We start from the raw sequence: 18650 nt of genomic DNA, 5'->3' as shown, positions 1-18650 counted from the left end.
CCGGCCTTGGGCTTAGCTGATGCGTTACTTCCCCTGGACGCGGTCCAGGAACCTGGAGGTCCGCTCAGCCAGGCCCTCGATTTGCCGGAGCACGACGGCGGCCGGGTCGGGGTTGATCTCGTTGGCCGGCGGTTCCACCCGGACATTGCGGCAGCACCCGAACTCGGCGCAGATCAACGTGCCGACCGTGTTCCCGTTGCGGCCCGACTGGCCGGACCGCTTCGCCACCCAGAGGACGACGTCATCCTTGGAGAAGATGTCCCGGCACAGCTCGCACAGGACTGAACGGTTCTTCTTGGCGCCGCCCTCCGGGGCCCGGAGCATGATCCCCGTCGGACCGTTCGGGCCCGGCAGCACCAGGTAGCCGCGCAGCGGCATTTTCCCGTCGCGCCAGCCAAGGAATTCAAGGCTGTCCCAGTCGAGGGAGTCGAAGTTCGCGGGAAGGTTGAGTTTGGCCGCTTCGGAGCGGCTCGCGTTCACGAAGGACGAGCGGATCTGCTGGGGCGTGAGTTTCTGCATGACGGAATCTTTCGGCATCGGATGGTTCCGTCCCGGGGCCTGATGGCGCGCCGGGGCGGTCTGGGGCATGGAAATGCCAGCCTGTGATTCCGGGTGTTACCGGGTACTTCCGGTGAAATCAGTCCGCGGCGACGGCGGACGGTCCGGTGGAGGCTGGCGGGTGCGCGGCCGCGAAGCAGGCCATGCCGGCCACCCCGCTGACTGTGGCAGCAGACATCGTTTTGATGCGCATGCTCACTTCCCCTCGTCCATCACGGAGACATTCGTCCCGGAAATTCACCGAACCGGGTCCGATCGGCCCGGTCCGGCCATCCTTGCAAATCCACGTGACGCCTGTCCAGTTTCGGGGTCCCTGCCGGGAACCTGGGCGCTTCGCGTTGAAGCGCCCGGGGGTGGAAGCCCGGACCTAGGCGGCCCTGGCGTCCGCTGGCGCGGCCGGCTGTTGGGTCCACGGCTTCCGTCGCAGGGCTCCGGGATCCCTGGCCCTGGTGTTTACGTTGTTCGTCGCCTGATTCCTCTCCTACAAGCGCCGCATGATCTAAGCAGGGGCAAGGGATGGTCTGGGCTGTATGGGCGAGGAGCTGGTACAGGAGCCCGCAGCCGAGAGCCGACTTGAAGCGCTTAGACCACAGTGTCCGAGTGCCGGGCCCTTTCCGTCTCGTATGAGCGCAACCCGTGCTTTACTCCGAGGCGAATGATCCAGTACAGGGCCAGTACAGCGAGAACTACCGGCACAGCGACCGCCGCCAGTCTGACAATTATCAAAACAATGTCCAATGCGTTTCCCCCAGTGTGAGCTTTTTCGAAGGCAAGCCTCTCACACGGCTTGTCTGTAGGAACACATTTCCGTCGGACGCCGATCACACTGACGGGGGCACAGCAATTTTACTGAGCCTGCCCGGCCCGGTGAGCCCTGAGCGCATCTTCTCTGATCCATCCTCTGGTGAGGACCAAGTCCAGGGCGACAGACGCCGGGAACACGATCCAGAAAATCGACTGAGGTGCCAGGCCCGCAAAAACCAACCCCATGAGGACAAGGATCATGGCACCAGAGGCATAGTTGTAGACGCGCCGCCCCGGAGTAGCTCCCAGCGCTTCTTGCCGCTCGCGAATGTAGGTCAGCATCCAATCCCCCCTTGTGCACTCCCATGATCCCCCTGGTCACCGAAGTGCCCTCAGCATCACCTGCCAGCCCCCCACGGTCAACAGGGCTCGCCACGCCCGGCTTCAGGATGACCAGGATGAGACCACCCCGCGCCGGATTCGACCTGGAGCGAGGGTTCCGGTACTAAACCAGAGGGGCCTCGCAGGGCTCGCACCTATTCGGGCGTCCGCTGGCGCGGCCGGCTGTTGGGTCCAGGGCTTCCGTCGCCGAGTTCCGGGATCCCTGGCCCTTTCCCACGTCTTCGACGATGCTCCTATAGTCGTCAAATTGCTGTTGATCGTGCTTTTTAGTGGTTGGCTCGCTCAGCTGGTGCGGACGGTGGGAGGCAGGGGTTGGCTGCGTCGTAGGTGGGCGGCCGTTATTGCCAGCCAGGTCCAAGCGAGGACTACGGCTGCTGTGAAGCTAAGAACGATGACGGCTGACGTTGACCCGCTGGCAATGCCGACGAAGGCGGCGAGAAAGAGGATTCCGGTAGCAAGGGAGAATGCTCCGAGCCTCCGGTTTTCGGATGTGTAGAACCGGCGGGCCATAACGCAGCAGGCAGCGATGAAGGCGGCAAAGCCAATCCCTGCGGTAACGAAGTGAAGAAACCCGTGGAGGGACCCGGAGGTAGGGGGTCCGGGAGGTGCGCCTTGAGGGAATCCGTTCATGGGATCGGCGGTGAAAATCCCCGCACCCACTAATCCGGCACCGTAGATTCCGACGAGAACCGGCCCCCAGGTGGCTCCTCGTCCGGGGTTGAGTGCGCGACGGAATCCGACGGCGGTCAGGAGGGTTAGGGCGCCGGTGAGGATCAGGTTTGTGGTTTGTATCCAGCCTAGGTCGCCGTTGGCTAGGACGCTGAGGTCGTTATGTGCCGCGTCGAAGCCCGGGCGAAGAAACGCCTGGGCATAGCTGACCAGAAGGTATAGGGGGCCGGCGGTGATGCCACAGGCCAGCAATACCCGCGTGGCAGAGGAGGCGGGCGGGCGTCGTTGGGATCCCTGATGTTCGGTCTGATAGCTGATTTTGGGCATGGTCTATTCCGGTCTGTGGGCGAAATGAATTTGGTGAGAGTGGTCAACGGGTCAGTTGGTGAAGAACCCGCGGAGTTCGGCTGCCATTGCTGCGTCTGAGACTTGGTGTGTTTGGCCCTCGAGGGTGCGGTGAAGGGCCTGGGGGATCGCGGCGGCTGTTGTTGCTTGAGCTGAGGTCATGACCGGGGCGGCTTTTCCACCGACCATGACAAGGGTCGGCACCGTGATTTTGGCGAACCGGCCGGTGGGTGCGGTGAAGTTGTTGGTAACGGCAATTTCATTGGGGAGGGTGTTGGCGGCGTCCTTTTGGCTCTTCCAGATCTTTGGCATGAGGCGCAGCATGAGGGGCACAAATGCAGGGACGCCAATCATCTTGACCAAGAAGTAGGAGACCATCGCGCCGCGCTTGTTTTGGGCGAGCAGTGAGTTCAGGTGCCCGGCGTGGTCGACGGGCGTTCCGTCGACGTTCCCGATTCCCGTGTAGGGGGCCTCGTAGGTGGCGAGCTTGTGCATCGGGATACCCGCCGCTGCTGCTTCGAGGGCGAGGGCCGCACCGGAGGAGATGCCATAGACGTAGGGGTCTCCGCCCGCATGGGTGATGACGGCGGCTAGGTCTTCGATTTCGCGTTCCACGGAGTAGGGCCGTGTATCACCGCTGTCGCCGCGGCCGCGACGGTCGTAGAAGTACACGGTGAAGGAGTCGGCCAGCGTGGTGGCCAGGGCCCGCGCCGGGCCGAAGGACCGGCCGCAGAAGGCGCCGTCAACCAGGACCAGGGAGGGGCCGGAGCCGATGTGTTCGACGGAGATGGGGGTTCCGTCCGCTGAGGTGATCTGGGTGACCTGGCTTTGGGCGGCGCTGGTTTTCATGCTGTGGGCCTTTCGAGGAGGGTGTCGAGTTTGGTGAAGGACAGTATCCATCCGGCGTGGGTCATGTCCCGGATCTCGTCGGTGAACGGGCCTTGATGGAGGGTCATGCGCGTCCGGTCGCCGTGATCGTGGAACTGAAGCCGCAGCACGACGTCGTCCACGGGCCCAGCCTCGGTCAGCGCTGTCAGTTGAATCTCGAGGGATTCCGGTGCCTGAAAGGCGGTGATGCGCCCCCGGATGGGGTGGCCGGCCCCGGTAGCGTTGTCGACCATGGTCAACTCCCACCGGCCCTGCTCCACGAGCTCCACGATGATGCTGTCCACGGGTACGTGAACTCCTTCAGGCCCGAACCATGAGGCGAGGAGTTGGGGTTCGGTCCAGAACCGCCATACTGTGTCCCTGGGGGCGGCGAAAGAGCGGGAAATGAAAACATCGTGTTCTGTGACTTCCTGCTGGCGCCCCTCAGACATCTCGGCCCTTTCCCGTAGGTGGGGTGTCGTGCTGAAACGAGGCCAGCGCGCCGTCGAGTTTGTCGAAGGACTCACCCCAAAACTTCTTGTACCGCTCCATGTACTCGCTCGCTTCCTTAAGCCGGTCGGGCTCCAGATGACTGAACCGGGCAGTCGCTACCCGGTTCCGGGAGATCAGGCCAGCATTTTCCAATACCTTCAAATGCCTCGAAATCGCCGGTTGGCTGATCCTGAAAGGCGCCGCGAGGTCGGACACCTGCGCGTCACCGTCAGCGAGCCGCTGCAGAATAGCCCGCCGAGTCGGATCGGCCAACGCCGCGAACACGGCACTCAATTCATCAACCATCAAAACCATAACCTTGTCGTTATATAACTTTATGGTTTTAGAGTAAGTCTGGTTTGAGTAAAGCGTCAAGCCTTGAGTCTCAGCTAACGGCGCCCGGTAACGCATTTGTCCTTGCTGCAGCTGTCGTCGGAGGTGTGCGGCGTGGCATTTCGGCCTGGTCGATGAGCCATTTCCGGTAGGCGCCGGCCAGGGCATCGTTGCGGATATGTCCGCGTTCCAGACGCGAAATGATGGAAACCCATTGACCAAGTTCGCCGGCGACGGTCGTTAAGGTCATGCCGAGGTCTGTCCGCCTGCGGCGGAGGTCGGAGTTGTCGGGTGCGGGCCGGGGATTGGTGATCTGACGATAGATTTCCCTGGCTGCGTAGCGTTTGAGGCAGCGCATAATTTCGCGTTTACTCTTGCCCTCTGACGTGCGTTTAGCCACGTACTCCTTGGTCCGTTGACACGAGCCCATGCGCACCAGAACAACCTGGTGCAAGGCATTATTGGCGCTGCGGTCGCCGCCCCTGCTGAGCCGGTGGCGGGTGGTCTTGCCCGATGAGGCTGGCACCGGGGCGACCCCGACGAGCGAAGCGAACTGGGCCTCGTTCCCCAGCCGGTCCGGATTGTCCCCGAAGGTGATCAACAACTGGCTGGCCACTTCGGTCCCGACTCCTGGGAGATCACAAAGCATCGGAGCATAGCTGTCCAGGATTTCCTTGAGTACCGCGTCAGCAGCCTCGATTTCCGTTCCCAGCGCTTGGCATCGGGCTGCCAACGCCTTAAGCGTCATGAGGGTCACGTACTCGGGGTCAGCCATATGCCCGGACGGTCTCGTGCGCTGCAGGGCAGGAATCAGCGCTGAGGTGGCCAGCGCCCGGTATTTCGCCCGGATCTTGTCCGGGGCTGAAACGAGAAGCGCCTTGATCTGGTTGATCGCCGCGGTACGGGCCTTGATGGCTGATGCGCGCCCGGAACGTACGATCCGCAGGCATTCCACTGGGCCGTCTTTAGCCTTAGGGATCGCCTTCGTCCGCCCCTCGAGCACCGACTTGGCGGCCTGGTAGGCATCCAACGGGTCGGACTTCCCTTTGAGACGACGGGCGGCCCGGTTCGGGCGGTTTACCTCCAGCACGGTGAGCCCTTCACCCCGAAGAGTTCGGGCGAGTTCGGCACCGTAGGAGCCTGTTCCTTCGACCCCGACCGCTACGACTGTGCCGTAGGAAGTGATGAAGTCGATGATTTTCCGGTATCCGGATCCCACGGCCAGGAATTCCCTGTCTGCAAGGGGTTTGCCGTGTTCGTTGATCACGGCTACGTGGTGTGTGTCGGCGTGGGTGTCGATACCCGCGATGACTTTTATTGGTTCGCTTGCCAAGATGGAAATTGCCCCTCAGTCGCGTCGAATGCTGATTGATCGGGCGCGGGCCAGGTGGGCAGACAAAACGGTAATGGGACTGGTCGTATCAGGCTCCTATGAGGTCATGTCCGCCTGGCTCGACACCCCTTTTAACGGACCTTGAGCCGGCGGACAGATCGTCGGGAAGACAGTGCCGCCTGGTACGTCAATTTTTGGCTGGGTCACGCCGGCTCAAGGACTGTTCCAGTATTACCGCTTTTTTGGATGCTGTCCTTATGTTGTTACCGGGCTCAGTTCCGCGGCCATTGTAGGGTCGTGGCTACCCAGGGGAGGAGGGTATGGCTTTGGCTGCTGTGCCGGACGATCTCGTGACGGCTTCGAAGGATTGGCCGCCCGCCACCCCGCGATGACCCGACCGCTGATTGAGAGACGCGACGTGATCGCCGGATAAGGACACGACGGCGCGGTTATCTGCTGGGCTCTACCCCATACCGACAGACTGGAGGCTGTTCTTGGTGCACCTATGGGCCGGCATTGACGCCGGCAAAGCCCACCATCACTGCGTCGTGATCGACGCCGACGGAAGCCGCCTGCTCTCCCAGCGAATCCCGAATGATGAACCTGCGCTGCTGGAGCTTTTGGCCAGTGTTCTGGAGCTGGCAGGCGGGGAGCCGGTAGTTTGGGCGACCGACCTGAACCACGGCGGCCCGGCGCTGCTCATCGCCCTGCTCATCGGACACGGCCAGGACATCCTTTACATTCCCGGCCGCACCGTGCACCACGCCTCCAAGATCTATCGCGGCGAAGGTAAAACCGACGCCAAGGACGCGGCCGTCATTGCCGACCAGGCCCGGATGCGAACCGACCTGCAATCCCTGCGGGCTGGGGACGAGATCAGCACGGGGCTGCGGATCCTCACCGCGAGGCGGGCCGACAAATCCGCGGACCGCACCCGGGCAATCAACCGCCTGCAGGCCCAACTGCTCGAATATTTCCCCGCGCTGGAAAGGGCCTTCGACTACAGCCGCTCCAAGGCGGCCCTGACACTGCTAACCAAACACCGGACGCCCGACGGGATCCGCCGCGCAGGGCAGGCCAGGATCCACGCCTGGCTGAAGAAGCAAGGGACCCGGTCCTCGGCTGCCGTAGCGGCAACCGCGGTCGAGGCCGCCAAATCCCAGCACACGATCGTTCCGGCCCAGCAGATGGGGGAGAGGATCGTCGCCGCTCTGGCGAGAGAAATTCTGACGCTGAACGAAGAGCTGACCGATCTCGATGCTCTGATCAGCGAGACAGTCACGGAACACCGGCACACGCAGGTGCTGCTGAGCATGCCCGGCTTCGGCCCCGTTCTCGCAGCCGAGTTCCTCGGGGCCACAGGCGGAGACCTCACCGTTTACGAAACCGCGGACCGTTTCGCCGGCGTGGCAGGCCTCGCACCCGCGCCCCGCGATTCCGGCAGGATCAGTGGCAACCATCATCGGCCACGCCGCTATGACCGCAGGCTCCTGCGCGTCTTCTACCTCTCCGGGCTTTCGGCCCTGAAAAGCTGCCCTGCCTCCCGGACCTACTACGACCGAAAACGCACCGAAGGCAAAACCCACATCCAAGCCATGCTCGCCCTCGCCAGGCGTCGCCTCAACGTCCTCTGGGCCATGCTCCGCGACGGAACCCTATATACGCCGGTACCCGTGCCGACGCCGGCGCCGCCACTGGCCGCCTAACATAGGACGCGTTCGGAGAATCCGCTTTTCAGTGCCGACGGCCGAGGTCCGGGCTGGCGCCCGCCTTGTATGCTCTGGTCAGGGGGTGTGGCCATGGCTGAGGACCTGTTGATTGGTCCGCGAGGACGGCGGTTCTGCTTGGGTGTTCTCACGGCTGCCCGACCGGAGATTTGGACGTTGGCGTTTGGAGCCGCCATGTCTCCCGGTGATAACAGGCTGATGGATGAACTGGTCCGCGCTCTCGGCAGCGCTGATGCCCTGGCGGTGGCTGAATCTTCTGGAAGCTCGGAGCTGCTGACCGGACTCGCGGATGCAGTTGATTCTGCCCGTTATTGGCAGGAACCCGACGAGACCGATCAGCTCCTCACGCGCCGTCCCGTGCTGACGGCGCTCGGCCCCGTTGCCACTTCGCTGTCAGGTTCATTGGCGGCATGGTTGCGCCCAAGCTCGGTGGCTCTGGACCGGCAATGTTTCGTGCAATGGACTGATGAACACCGGCTGCCACCTCCAAGCCTCACCGGTGCCGCCGAACAGCTCGCCCGCTGGAAGGCCTCGACTGTCGCCGACGAACGTCAGGCAGCTGACCGCCCAAGGGACCCCGCAGCCCTTTGGAGCGGACGATGGTGGTCCACGCCGGCCCTGTCCGACCTGGTGACAACCACCAGAAGCATCACCGGCCTGGGGGCCATCAAGCTGGTCCTGGTCGAAGACAGCCTCGGGTGGAAGAGCGCCATGGTCTGGCCGCTCGAACCGGCCTCAGGGTCGCGCATTTACGAGATATCGGAGCCGACGTCGTGGACGTCTCTTGTGGCCCGCTACCCCTTGGACGTCAGCCTTGCTAAGCGCCACGACTGGTGGCGAACAACAAGGGTGGAAGGGCCCTGGCTCATGCCTGACTGGTCAGCCGTCGCCGCCGACTACGACGGCGTTCACCTCACCGTCGCCGGCTACCTAACGACCGCCGGGAGATACCTTCCCGTCGGTCAGTCCGGCACAGTCCTCGCAGGATGGAACCCTGACGAGACCTACTGGCTCAATGACGTTCTCCGTCCCGGCACGGCCCCCGCAGAGTGGTACAGCAACGAATCCCAACCGCGCACATGGACGGGCAACGCCACCAAATTGTAGACACTAAGGCCACGCGAGGCGAACGAAAAGGGCCTCGCTGGGCTCGGGCAGTACAAGCATTCTTCTCTTCTTTTTTGCTGCTGTCCGTTGGATCCTACGCGCCCGCTCCACCGGCGCAACCGTCCTGCGGACGGCGGCGCACCCAACGCGTTGCGCTCGGCGCTGCGCTTATTTCCTCCCACAACCCACCCGCTGCTTGCCCTGCGGGGTGCCCCGGCTCCGTCGGGCACAGCTACGCGATGCTCCGCCAGCAGGCAAAAACATGGTGGGGGAGAGGGAAGCCGGTACTTTCCGCGCCCGCCCCGCCCGAGCGAAACGGAGCATCACCCAATGAACACACAAACCAAGACCAGCACGACAACGGCCGACACTGCCGAACCTGTCACTGCCCCGGTCCTTCCCGCCGACGACCGGGCCGGGGACGGGTACGACTGGATGGACACCCTCGAGGGCACCGACTGGTCGGTCCTGCCGAACTGGGGAAGCGAGGGCTGGGACGCCGGAGCCTGGCCCTACATCATCCTCGCCGTCGCCCGCACCCGCGACGAAAACGGGGAACTGTTCGGCTACGGCACCTACGTCGAAGGCGACACCGCCACCTACTGGTTCCGGTCCCAGGACGCCTTCTTCGAAGCGATCACCGCCGAGGTGTTCTTCCACTGGGCCTCGGGCCAGTCCGACGGCCCGGACAACCTCCCTGCCACTGCCGTCGAACTGCCGCACATCGACCGGAAGCCTTACCCCGGCTGGACGGACTAGAAACACCCCGGGTGTCCCGGCCGACGCTGGCCGGGACACCCGCCAACATCCGTTGACAACATCATTGAGATTCCTTCGGATCGTACGTGCCCGCTCCAGCCCGTCTAGCCCCTCCGTTCCTCCGGGGCCTGCGGTGCAGGAAATGTCCCCGCGGCGCTCCTTCGTCGCTTATTTCCTCCGGGAATTTCCTGCCCCTTGCCTCCGGTAGACAGGCCTCCGTCGGACACAGCTCCGCAAGCTCCGCCAGCAGCCAAAAAACAACGGGGGGAGAGGGGAAGCTGGCCGGTCACCAACCGCACCCCACCCACCGGATCCTCTGCAAAAGGAGCAACACCATGACCACCAACCCCACCCTCGAAATGCTCGACCCGGCCACCCTGACTGTCGACATCAACGTCCGCAAAGACGCAGCCCTGACCCCGGACTTCATCGCCAGCATCAAAGAACACGGCGTGATGGAACCGGTGATCGCCCACCGCAAGGAAGACGGCACCGTGCACGTCCTGATGGGACAGCGCCGCACCCGCGCCGCCGTCGAAGCCGCCCGGCCCCAGATTCCGGTGATGATCATCGAGTCCCCCGAGGAAGCCGAACGCATCGTGACCCAGGTCGTGGAGAACATCCAGCGGGCCGAGCTGACCGAAGCGGACGAAGCAGACGCCTACCACCAGCTGTCCCTGATCGGCGTGTCGGCCGCCGCGATCGCCAAGAAGACCGGCCGGACCAAAACCACGGTCGAGGGCGCGCTGAAGGCCAAAGCCTCCGACGCCGGAGCCGCCGCCCTGGGCAAGGGGTACACCATCGACGAAGCGCTCATCATGGCCGAGTTTGAGGGCGACGAGGAAGCGACCGAGGAATTGGAGTCCGTGATCGCCGACGAACCCGACCAGCTCCTGCACGTCGCGCAGATGCTCCGGGACCGCCGCGACCGCGCCGCCGCCCTCGCCACCCTCATCGCCGAGCTCGAGGCAGAGGGCAAGACCATCGTGGAGGACGCCGGACACAACGCCGACGAAGAAAACCTTTATGTCAGCTCCGCCAAGCGTGCCGACGGGGAACCGGCCACCGACGAGGACGCCAACGCCTACAAGATCAGCACCGACTACCGGGGCCAGCACACCGCCAACCCCGTCATCACCGGCTGGAAAGACCTGGGCTTCACTACGCGCTACGCACGCTACGACGGCGGCACCCAGGCCCAGAAAGGCCCGATGACTGAGGACCAGAAAGCCGAACGGAAGACCCTGATCGCGAACAACCGCGAGATGGAAAGCGCGACCACGGTTAGGCGCGAGTTCGTGAAGACGCTGCTCTCACGGAAGACCGCGCCGAAGGGCTGGCAGTACTTCACCGTCCACGCCATCACCCACCACTCCGAAACCGCCAGCGGCTACGACGGCAAGGTCGCCACCGAAATGCTCGGAGCCAAGACAGGAGAGGACACCGACCGGTGGGGCTGGAACCCGCTCCGGGACCACACCGCCAAAACCACCGCCCGCCCCGACTTCTCCCTGATCGCCCTGATCTGCGCAGGGTACGAGAAGACCATCCAGAAAGACTCATGGCGCTCCGCTGAGAAGCGTCACTTCGACTACCTGAACCAGCTCACCCAATGGGGGTACACCGCCAGCGCTGTCGAGCAGATCATCATTGACAAACACACCACCGAGGGCGAATAGGCCGGGTAACTGAAACCCCCAATGCGGAAGCCAGGCCCTTCCACCCGAAAGGGTGGAAGGCCGGGCGGCTGGATTCCCCTTCGCAACTGCCCGGCCACTGACCCCAACAGGGCGCCGAACCTTTCGCAGGTCGGGCGGTCCGCCGCCCAGGGCGAACCACAGCAGCCACTCACCAGCGACGGACCGCCACTAGGCGCGACCACGCCAGCTGGCCATTCACTAGCCGCGCGACCAGGAACAACGAGGTACCAGGCCACGGCAGCACCAAAACCCGTTCAGCTAAGCTGAACCACAGATTTCCTTTGCCCAAGGGAAACCAAGCAGAGCCGGCACGATGTGCCGGCTCTGCTGTCGTTTAAACACGGGTTACGGACGGCCTTGTGCGCTTGGGAACATGCCGTATCTTCCCTGACCTTCTCTCTTTGTGAATGTGATGATGGTCGTGTCTCCAAAGACGTCCGCGGGGGGGTCCTGGTTTTCCAAGACGATGGACTGTCCTTTAAATTTCGTTGCCAGATAGCGGTAGAAGGAATCGGAGACGGACTCGGGGATGGTTTCATCTTCACCTGGATCCGGTTGTCGGTAGGTGACCAAAGGGGAATCCAGCACTACGAACCCGGGATGCGGCTGGTCTTTGCGCATGCAGAAGCTTGCTAGCGCGAGTGAGAACGCGGAATGGAGCAGCGCCCTGGTGCCCTTACCCCTTGAGCTCCGGGGTCGTCCATCTACGACCAGCTCAGCCCCCTCGTCCAAGCGTGCTGTGTTAGTTCCTGCCATGCCCCAATCGTTGAGGATCTCGGCGATCAAGGCTGCAAGTTCACGCTTCTCTTCATCGCTACCCGCGTCTGCGCTTCCAGCCGGCTTCGTAGCAGCGAGTTCGATGGTGCTTCGCAGGCTCTCAACGCTTCGTATTTGCTCCTGGGCGGAAAGCGCGCGCTCGATTCTGCTTTTGGCAGCGGTTAGCTCAAGGAGATCTTTCTTCTTGGGCGATAAGTTTCTATCGAGCTCGAAGACCTTGGCTCCGAGCTCTCCAACGGCTTGCCTGGCGGCGTAGATGGTTTGCTGCGTGTCCCGCCTCTCGGAAGCCATTGACTCTATGGTTGCGTCAAGATCGAGCAACAGACCCGCTGTCTTTGCCATCTCTGCGACGGCTGCCTCTCTAAGCATTTCGGCCCCGGAAACGTCCCCTGGCCCGTGCTGCTGATGCTCTTTTTGTGCCCCGCAGAGCATACAGATCTCAGGCTCGAAAAGGCCGAGAAGCGTGCCCCCCTCCGCAACCATTTCGAGACGTTGAATGTCAGAGTGGTATTGGTTGCTCAACAAGCCAAATCGGGCCGCAAGCTCCTCCAGTTCTGCGAACCTTTCCTCATGCCGGGACAGATCAGCTCTAATGATCTCGCGCTCATTGAGAACCGCATCGCGCTCCGCGACCTTCTCTTGGATGGAATCGTAGTGCTCTGCGATTGAGGTGTTCAGGCGAATGAGCTGTTGGCTGGCATCGCTAGGTAGATCGGAGATCTCGCTGGAAAGCTTCGCCACAATCTGATCCAGAAGGGCAGACTTGCCTCGGCTCAGCTTTTCTTCGGCCTGGGATGGAGCCTCGACCAGAGCGCCGTCGTCCTCGTCCTCTAGCAAAAGCTTCAGCACTGACTTTTCAACAGTCGCACTCGTGCGCTGCCCGGTGAGGGCCGGCGCCGCCTCCGCCTGAATGCTCCCCTCGGAGATCACACATAGCTGAACGAGGTCCCGGAAACTCAACCCGCGGGTGGTATTTTTTGCGTTCGTCCGGACTCTGCGGCCACCGAAGCCTAGCTCCGTAAGCAGATAATTAGAAAGGTTGTCTTCCTTCTCTGCGTTGTGTACTGGTTTCAGCACTCGGTCCGCAGGCGATGTAGGAAAGTCCCTTACGTCACTCTTATAGAGCTCGAACTTTCCGCCGGAGAGCGGGCGAAGCAAGGTGGCGTTTGTCCCGTCGACACTGAAACCCAGCAGTAGATGGGTATAGCCCTCGACTTCGGGGATGCTGCGGAGCTCCTTGCCACCGAGCGCATAGTTGATGCTGTCAAGAATGAATGATTTGCCGGTGTCAGACGGTCCTACTATGACCGTAAGGCGATCATTGAAGTCAATACTTGCCGGATCCACGCCTCGCCCAAGGAAAGTGAGGTGCCGGAGCTTCATGCGAGGGGAGGCCATACTTTTCCTTTTCCTGGATCTTCGACACCATGCAGCGGCGATAGCATCCACTGGTTGGCCTGCGTATCAGTGAGTTCGGCGAAATGATTTGCTGCCCATTCGGCGCGTGTCCCCAGTGCAGCGACCAAGGGAGCCTCCATGAGTCCAAGGAAGCCTGCAGCCTCTTCGGTTGCTCGATACGAAAGTCCCTCTGCAGAAGCGATGAAGGAGACCATGCCGGCGCTACGCATTAGTTGAAGACCCTGCTCAATAGAGCCTCTTTTCAGCCCGAGTTCACCGAGTGAGTTAGTTCGATCTGGATGAACACTTGGGAGATCACTGATCATGCCACTGTGTAATGTCCAGTGGTCCAAAATGCTGATTCGATTCAGATCGAGCGATTGAGGAAATACTGCGTTGAGGAGGATCACCGCTCGGATCCCGACCTCTACAGGACCGTTGAAGAGGAGCATGCTAAGAGTCCTGACCTATCCAGTTGAGTCGATCATCGTTGGCTAGCTGGTGGCAAAGCCCCGTCCGGTCTCGCGGGCGGATGATCCTAATCAGGGGGCTTGAATCCAGAGGGACCGTAGATGCCTTCTCGGTGACTTTGGAGAGTCGGCTCATTCCGTTGGGGTGTTCCATCTGCTCGATGTCCACAACGCCGTCATACATGTCTTGTTGGAGGTCGCTGAACACTTCCGCCGGTACCTGATCTCTTGCGCTTCCCCTTAGGTCTTCGGCGCTGAAAAAGGCCTCCCTCGCACGTTTGAAGTGTTCGCGAGATGAAGCGTCTGAGATCTCCGCTTCATTTCTCCAGGCTGTTCCGTGTCGCTCGTTATAGACCTCCACCAGCTTCTTGACATAGATGGCCTCGCGGCTCAGGTCTACCTCTAAGGGGGTTTGCGCCAATTCCCGCGCCCGGGTGATGGGTTGGGTCCCGAACCGGAGAACATGGTTTGGTGAACGTCGGTGCACAACCAGAACGTCCTCTAAGTCTTCGGCTTTGAAGAGGCTGTAATCGATTCCAACGGCAGTCGCGCGAACCTTCGTCTTCCTATCTCGGGCGGCATTGTGAAGAGGGCTGGTACTTCCGTCCAGCCAACTCAGGAAGCCCTCTTTGAGCTTGGACGGTGAACTGAGCAGTCTCGTGAGTGATGGACCACAGCCTTGGGGGGCTAGAAATCTGTATCGGCGCGGAAGGGTATACGCACCGTCCGTGACCCCTGCAATCACTTTGAACATTTCAGGATAGGCATCCCCTGGCTTCAGCGCTCGGCTGTAGTGCTTGCACTGAAAGCAATCCCATTGCCCGTCAGTGCCGTCGTCCGTCAGTAGTCCAACGACGTCCAGGCCGCGGTCGCCGCTTCCTCCTAGGATTTGGACCAGGCGGTAACCGTCGAGAGCGCGGGCCCACTCGTATACGAATTCTTCCCAGTCTGATGGTGAGAAGAACGCGATGTATTGGCGAGGCAACAGCGTCGGACCCGAAACGCCTAGCGAGTACGTACCAGGTCCCGGGTCTGGTAAATCCACTAGATCGTAGGTACCAGAGGGCTCAGAAGGCACGACGCATTATCCCCAACTATAGATTCGTCTTTGACTCTGCTCAGACTATTGCTTCTTATGCAGAGAAGCGGGTAGGAGCCCGCCTTCGTGTCCTGGCAAGAACGACACATGGCTGCACCCCACGCGGCAAGTCTAAAACGACCGTTATTGATCCACAGCCGCCGGTCTATGCCCAAGTTTGTGGACTTCGGAGCTTTTTGGCGGTGTTTTGTCGGCGCTCTTTGTCGTTAGTTGCCGATGACGAGGGTGCTGGCGGCTGCCTCGATGACGTCGTCGGTGATGGTTTCGAGTTGGTTGATCTTCAGTACTCGGGTGATCTGGGGGAAGAGCCGTTCGAGGATCCGGAAGTTTCCGCGGGTGATTCGTTCGATCGCGGCGATTGCCTGGGCGTCGGTGAAGTCGTCCCGGTCGAGTGATCGACCGAGTCGTTTCCAGTGCCGATCGAGGACGAACAAGAGCTCGTCACGACCGAGCGCCCTGTAGCGGTGGGAAAAGCCGAGACGGCTGTATAGCTGAGGGTAGTGGCGGAATCGTTGGTCGATGCCGGGCATGCCGATGAGGATGATCCCGAGATGGGTTCGGTCGTGGTTGTCGCGGAGGAGTTCCAGCGCGGTTGGGGTGAGGCGTTCGGCTTCGTCGATGATGAGCAGCTCGACCAGCTTGGTGATGCCGTTCATGATGCGAGGGGTTGTTGGATCGTTTCGGTGGAGGTGGCCATCGATGCAGGAGGCGATCCGGACCTGTGAGCGGTGGATTTCTGCCATGAGTTCTCTGGGGCGGCAGAGTACCTCGGGGGTATAGAAGACCGCGCGGGATCTGCTGGCCAGTGAGAAGTGCTTGGCATCTTCCTCCGCGTCGCGGGACCGCCACTCTGTTATATAGGGCTCCAGAGCATCCCAGTTTGCGTAGCGGCGGGCGGAGTAGGTTTTGCCGACGCCGGCGTCGCCATGGCAGATGCCGATGGTGCGCTCTTTTCGCACGGCGTTGGCGAACTCGGTGAAACGCCGGTGCTCTTTGGTCACGATGAATGGCTGGTCCATCATTCGTCCTCTTCGTAGGTGCGAAGCCGCGGCCGGCGGCGCGGTGGTTCAGCAGCTCGGGGTTGTTCGCGGGCAGCGACGACCGGGATGCGGTCGTTGATGGTGCGGCGCAGTTCGCGCCGGCGTGCGCGGCGTGCGGCTTCGACGTCCCGCAGACTCAGCCGGAGATTCGGGTGGTCCTCGTCGATGGCGGTGCAGATGAAGGTGTCATGGTCGTAGACGCGGATCTCCGAGATGTCGCGGGGGTCGTATCGGATGGTGATTGTGCGCCCGACGAATGGTGCCAGGGTGGGCGAGAGGTAGCGCTGGCCTTGGAAGTGGATGCCGTCGCGTTGCACGACGCGGTTCTTCGGGACGGTAAGGAGGAGCCCGTCGAGTTCTTCGAGGGTGTCGGGCATGCGTGGAAGCCAGCCGTCAGCGACCCACGCGTCCCGGGGTGATGCGCCGAGTTCGCTGTGTGTCCGGTCGTTGTACGTGGTGATGAATGCCCCGATCTCGCGGTCGAGTGCGGGCAGGTCGAGCACGGGCTGGGGTGTGCGGGTTCCGGGTCCCAGGCGTCCCGGCAGCGCCGCGAGGACTTCGGTGTTGATCGTTCCGAAGAAACGCTCGATCTTCCCGCGGCCTTGAGGCCGCCCGACGGTGGAGTGGATGGTTCGTATGTGCAGCGCGACGGCCGTGCGTTCAAGGTGGTGGCTGGTGAAATCAGAGCCGTGGTCGACGTGCAGGATGTCAGGCAGTCCGCACATCGCCCAGGACGGATTCTGTTTGCGCCAGATCGCCTGCCGCAGTGCGAGTGCTGTATTCAGGGCTGAAGGTGCACCGGTAAAGACGGTATATCCGCAGATTGCCCGGGAATAGTCGTCCATCACGGCGGTCAGCCAGGGCCGGTCCGGCTTGCCGTTGGCGCCGAAGATGAGGATGTCGAGCTCGGTGTGGTCGGCCTGCCATATCCGGTTCGGCCTTTCGGCGCGGCGGCGGTACACGAGTTCGTGCCGATCACGGTATGAGGCCGGCCCCTCCAGTGCGAGGGTGACGAGCCCGGGGTCCAGGGCCGTAACGATGTCCCTGACGGTTGAATAGCCTGGCGCCGGGGCGTTCCTTTGCCGGGCGTCGGCGACGGCGAGCCGGTGAAGGGTCGCAAGGCTCGGGCGCGGCTTTGTCAGAGCGAGCCGTTCGATGAACACCACGGTCGCCGCTTCCGTTCGGCGGCTGCCGGCATCGACGCGGGGACGTGGGTCCAGCGCTGCGATGCCACCTTCCTGGAACAACCGGTGCCAGCGCTCCAGCGTGCGCAGGCTGACCTTCGTTTCCCGGGCCAGCTCCGCGAGTGGGATCTCATCTTCGACGTGCAGTCGAAGGATCCGCCACCGCTCCGCGCCATCCATGCCGCAGTTACATCTTGGTGCTCTCGCGGGTGGCGAGGGCCTGTTGGTGACGGTAAAGCGTTGCCCTGCTCCACCCGACAAGACGGGCGGCCTCCTCGGCGGTGCGGCCCTTGGCCCGGGCATCGGTCACGATCCGAAGCTTGTCAGCGATCACGACCGGATCGGAGATTGGCCGACCGAAACGGGTTCCACCCTGCCGCGCCGCGGCAATGCCCGCATTCACGCGTTCGACGATCAGCTCCCGCTCGTACTCGGCCAAAGTCGCAAGCATGTTCAGCATCAGCCGGCCCGACGTTGTTGTGGGGTCAATCCCGTCCGAAATGGATCTCAGGTACACGCCTCGTTCCCGCAGCAGGTTCACCGTGTTCAAGACATCGATCAAGGACCGACCGAGCCGGTCCACCCGCCACACGACGACCGTGTCACCCGGCTGCACATACGCGAGGAGTTTCTTCATCCCCGGACGCTCAATGGCTGCCTTGCTTCCGGACGTGACGTCAGCGAAAACATCACGCTTCTGCACCCCGGCATCGACAAGCGCGTCGAGCTGCAGCTTCGCGTCCTGGCCCGACGTACTCACACGCGTATACCCAAGTTGTCTCACCCGGTCATTGTGCCTCAGAAACCCCCGGCAAGCATCCACCTGAGACGATCCACGGTGAGACATCTTTCCAAGACACGCTGCGGCCCGGCAGGACGCCGGTTCCTTCGATCCTCGTCGACACGACGACCGTGTCTCGAAAAACTGATGTTTTTCAAGGCACTTACGTCCGCTTCCGAGCGATGCGCCGGCGTCCGTTTGTCGCACCCTCACCGGCTATCTTCTCGGGCATGGCTCCACGACACCCTGCGATCCGGGATGACCTTGCTCGGACAAGTGCCAAGCGCATATACAGAGCGTCATTTGCAGTGCAATGCTGAAGCCGAGGACGGCGAAGGGTACTTTGAATGGCGGCAATTATGGCTCGGGTGTGGCAGAAAGCATCAAGGAGCCTGACATTCTTGCTCGGCTTGGCAGCTGTACTCTCCACGGCCACCGCCCTAGCAGGATGTAACTCCTCCTCCACAGGCGAGCCGCCATGCTTTCCCCCTAAGTTCTCAGCCAATCCATCCAGTGCTAGGACCGGTGACCAAGTAACAGTGTCTGCCTCCGACGCGCAGTGCAATCCACGTTACGGGCAGAACGCACGCGTCAAGATCACCTTCACGGACTCCCGCGGTGGCAAAGTCATCGATACGACAGCCCCGATGAATGATGCCGGCGGATTCACCTACACCTTCAGCGTGCCAACCGAAACGGCCGCAGGAGAAGGCTCTATCTCCGCTTACCCGTATGAGATCGACTGGTGCGACGACACCGGTCGGAACAACCGAGCAGACGCAAAAGCCCCTGCCTTCACGCTCGCATCGTGCGCAATGCCTCAGGAGTCCATCACGATAATTCCCTAGGGCGCCAACGCAAAGAG

General features: G+C 62.1%; 17 protein-coding genes. 4 read left to right on the top strand and 13 right to left on the bottom strand.

What is annotated here, in order from left to right; genetic code table 11:
* Positions 1–24 precede the first annotated feature (24 nt).
* The 7 genes from AC1DBE_RS12825 to AC1DBE_RS12795 all read right to left on the bottom strand — a co-directional run bounded on the left by AC1DBE_RS12825 (position 25) and on the right by AC1DBE_RS12795 (position 5743).
* Positions 25–519: an FBP domain-containing protein gene (locus tag AC1DBE_RS12825; protein WP_476970765.1), complete on the bottom strand. Its 495-nt coding sequence runs from the start codon at positions 517–519 to the stop codon at positions 25–27.
* Between the two features lie 885 nt (positions 520–1404).
* Positions 1405–1644 (bottom strand): hypothetical protein, encoded by a 240-nt coding sequence (locus AC1DBE_RS12820; protein ID WP_476970764.1) that lies wholly within the window; start codon positions 1642–1644, stop codon positions 1405–1407.
* 342 nt (positions 1645–1986) lie between these two features.
* Positions 1987–2700 (bottom strand): DUF998 domain-containing protein, encoded by a 714-nt coding sequence (locus AC1DBE_RS12815; RefSeq protein WP_284987855.1) that lies wholly within the window; start codon positions 2698–2700, stop codon positions 1987–1989.
* A 51-nt stretch (positions 2701–2751) separates the two neighbouring features.
* Entirely contained in the window at positions 2752–3567 is an 816-nt protein-coding gene (locus AC1DBE_RS12810; protein WP_476970763.1) for an alpha/beta fold hydrolase, read from the bottom strand.
* Positions 3564–4037, bottom strand: a complete 474-nt coding sequence (locus AC1DBE_RS12805; RefSeq protein WP_284987857.1) for an SRPBCC family protein — start codon at positions 4035–4037, stop codon at positions 3564–3566. The genes AC1DBE_RS12810 and AC1DBE_RS12805 overlap by 4 nt, the downstream gene beginning before the upstream one ends.
* Entirely contained in the window at positions 4030–4452 is a 423-nt protein-coding gene (locus tag AC1DBE_RS12800) for an ArsR/SmtB family transcription factor (protein ID WP_476970762.1), read from the bottom strand. Before AC1DBE_RS12800 ends, AC1DBE_RS12805 begins: the two co-directional genes overlap by 8 nt.
* 10 nt (positions 4453–4462) lie before the next feature.
* Entirely contained in the window at positions 4463–5743 is a 1281-nt protein-coding gene (locus tag AC1DBE_RS12795; protein ID WP_476970761.1) for an IS110 family RNA-guided transposase, read from the bottom strand.
* Between the two features lie 494 nt (positions 5744–6237).
* On the opposite strand from AC1DBE_RS12795, the gene AC1DBE_RS12790 reads away from it, so the two are divergent.
* The 4 genes from AC1DBE_RS12790 to AC1DBE_RS12775 all read left to right on the top strand — a co-directional run bounded on the left by AC1DBE_RS12790 (position 6238) and on the right by AC1DBE_RS12775 (position 11015).
* Positions 6238–7449 carry an IS110 family RNA-guided transposase gene (locus AC1DBE_RS12790; RefSeq protein WP_476970760.1) on the top strand — a complete coding sequence of 404 codons (1212 nt, stop codon included), beginning with the start codon at positions 6238–6240 and terminating at the stop codon, positions 7447–7449.
* A gap of 93 nt (positions 7450–7542) precedes the next feature.
* The gene (locus AC1DBE_RS12785) at positions 7543–8577 is read left to right on the top strand and encodes a hypothetical protein (protein WP_476970759.1); all 1035 of its coding nucleotides are present in this window, start codon (positions 7543–7545) and stop codon (positions 8575–8577) included.
* A 330-nt stretch (positions 8578–8907) separates the two neighbouring features.
* Entirely contained in the window at positions 8908–9336 is a 429-nt protein-coding gene (locus AC1DBE_RS12780; RefSeq protein WP_476970758.1) for a hypothetical protein, read from the top strand.
* 335 nt (positions 9337–9671) lie between these two features.
* Positions 9672–11015, top strand: coding sequence for a ParB/RepB/Spo0J family partition protein (locus AC1DBE_RS12775; protein WP_476970757.1), 1344 nt, complete (start codon positions 9672–9674; stop codon positions 11013–11015).
* A gap of 366 nt (positions 11016–11381) precedes the next feature.
* Here the strand turns inward: AC1DBE_RS12775 and AC1DBE_RS12770 are convergent, their stop codons facing one another.
* The 6 genes from AC1DBE_RS12770 to AC1DBE_RS12745 form a co-directional block, all read right to left on the bottom strand.
* Positions 11382–13196 carry an AAA family ATPase gene (locus tag AC1DBE_RS12770; RefSeq protein ID WP_476970756.1) on the bottom strand — a complete coding sequence of 605 codons (1815 nt, stop codon included), beginning with the start codon at positions 13194–13196 and terminating at the stop codon, positions 11382–11384.
* The gene (locus AC1DBE_RS12765; protein ID WP_476970755.1) at positions 13193–13663 is read right to left on the bottom strand and encodes an ABC-three component system middle component 2; all 471 of its coding nucleotides are present in this window, start codon (positions 13661–13663) and stop codon (positions 13193–13195) included. The genes AC1DBE_RS12770 and AC1DBE_RS12765 overlap by 4 nt, the downstream gene beginning before the upstream one ends.
* A 1-nt stretch (position 13664) precedes the next feature.
* Positions 13665–14435 carry an ABC-three component system protein gene (locus AC1DBE_RS12760; protein ID WP_476970754.1) on the bottom strand — a complete coding sequence of 257 codons (771 nt, stop codon included), beginning with the start codon at positions 14433–14435 and terminating at the stop codon, positions 13665–13667.
* Between the two features lie 551 nt (positions 14436–14986).
* Positions 14987–15799, bottom strand: coding sequence for an AAA family ATPase (locus tag AC1DBE_RS12755; protein ID WP_476887837.1), 813 nt, complete (start codon positions 15797–15799; stop codon positions 14987–14989).
* Positions 15799–17184, bottom strand: coding sequence for a transposase (locus AC1DBE_RS12750; RefSeq protein ID WP_476887806.1), 1386 nt, complete (start codon positions 17182–17184; stop codon positions 15799–15801). Before AC1DBE_RS12750 ends, AC1DBE_RS12755 begins: the two co-directional genes overlap by 1 nt.
* Positions 17185–17191: 7 nt before the next feature.
* Complete coding sequence (locus AC1DBE_RS12745) at positions 17192–17788, bottom strand: recombinase family protein (RefSeq protein ID WP_476887807.1); 597 nt, start codon at positions 17786–17788, stop codon at positions 17192–17194.
* Positions 17789–18650 lie beyond the last annotated feature (862 nt).

This window comes from Arthrobacter sp. 10T416 (assembly GCF_056394165.1).
Note: the sequence above shows the minus strand (reverse complement) of the source record. Positions and strands in the feature narration are given on the sequence as shown.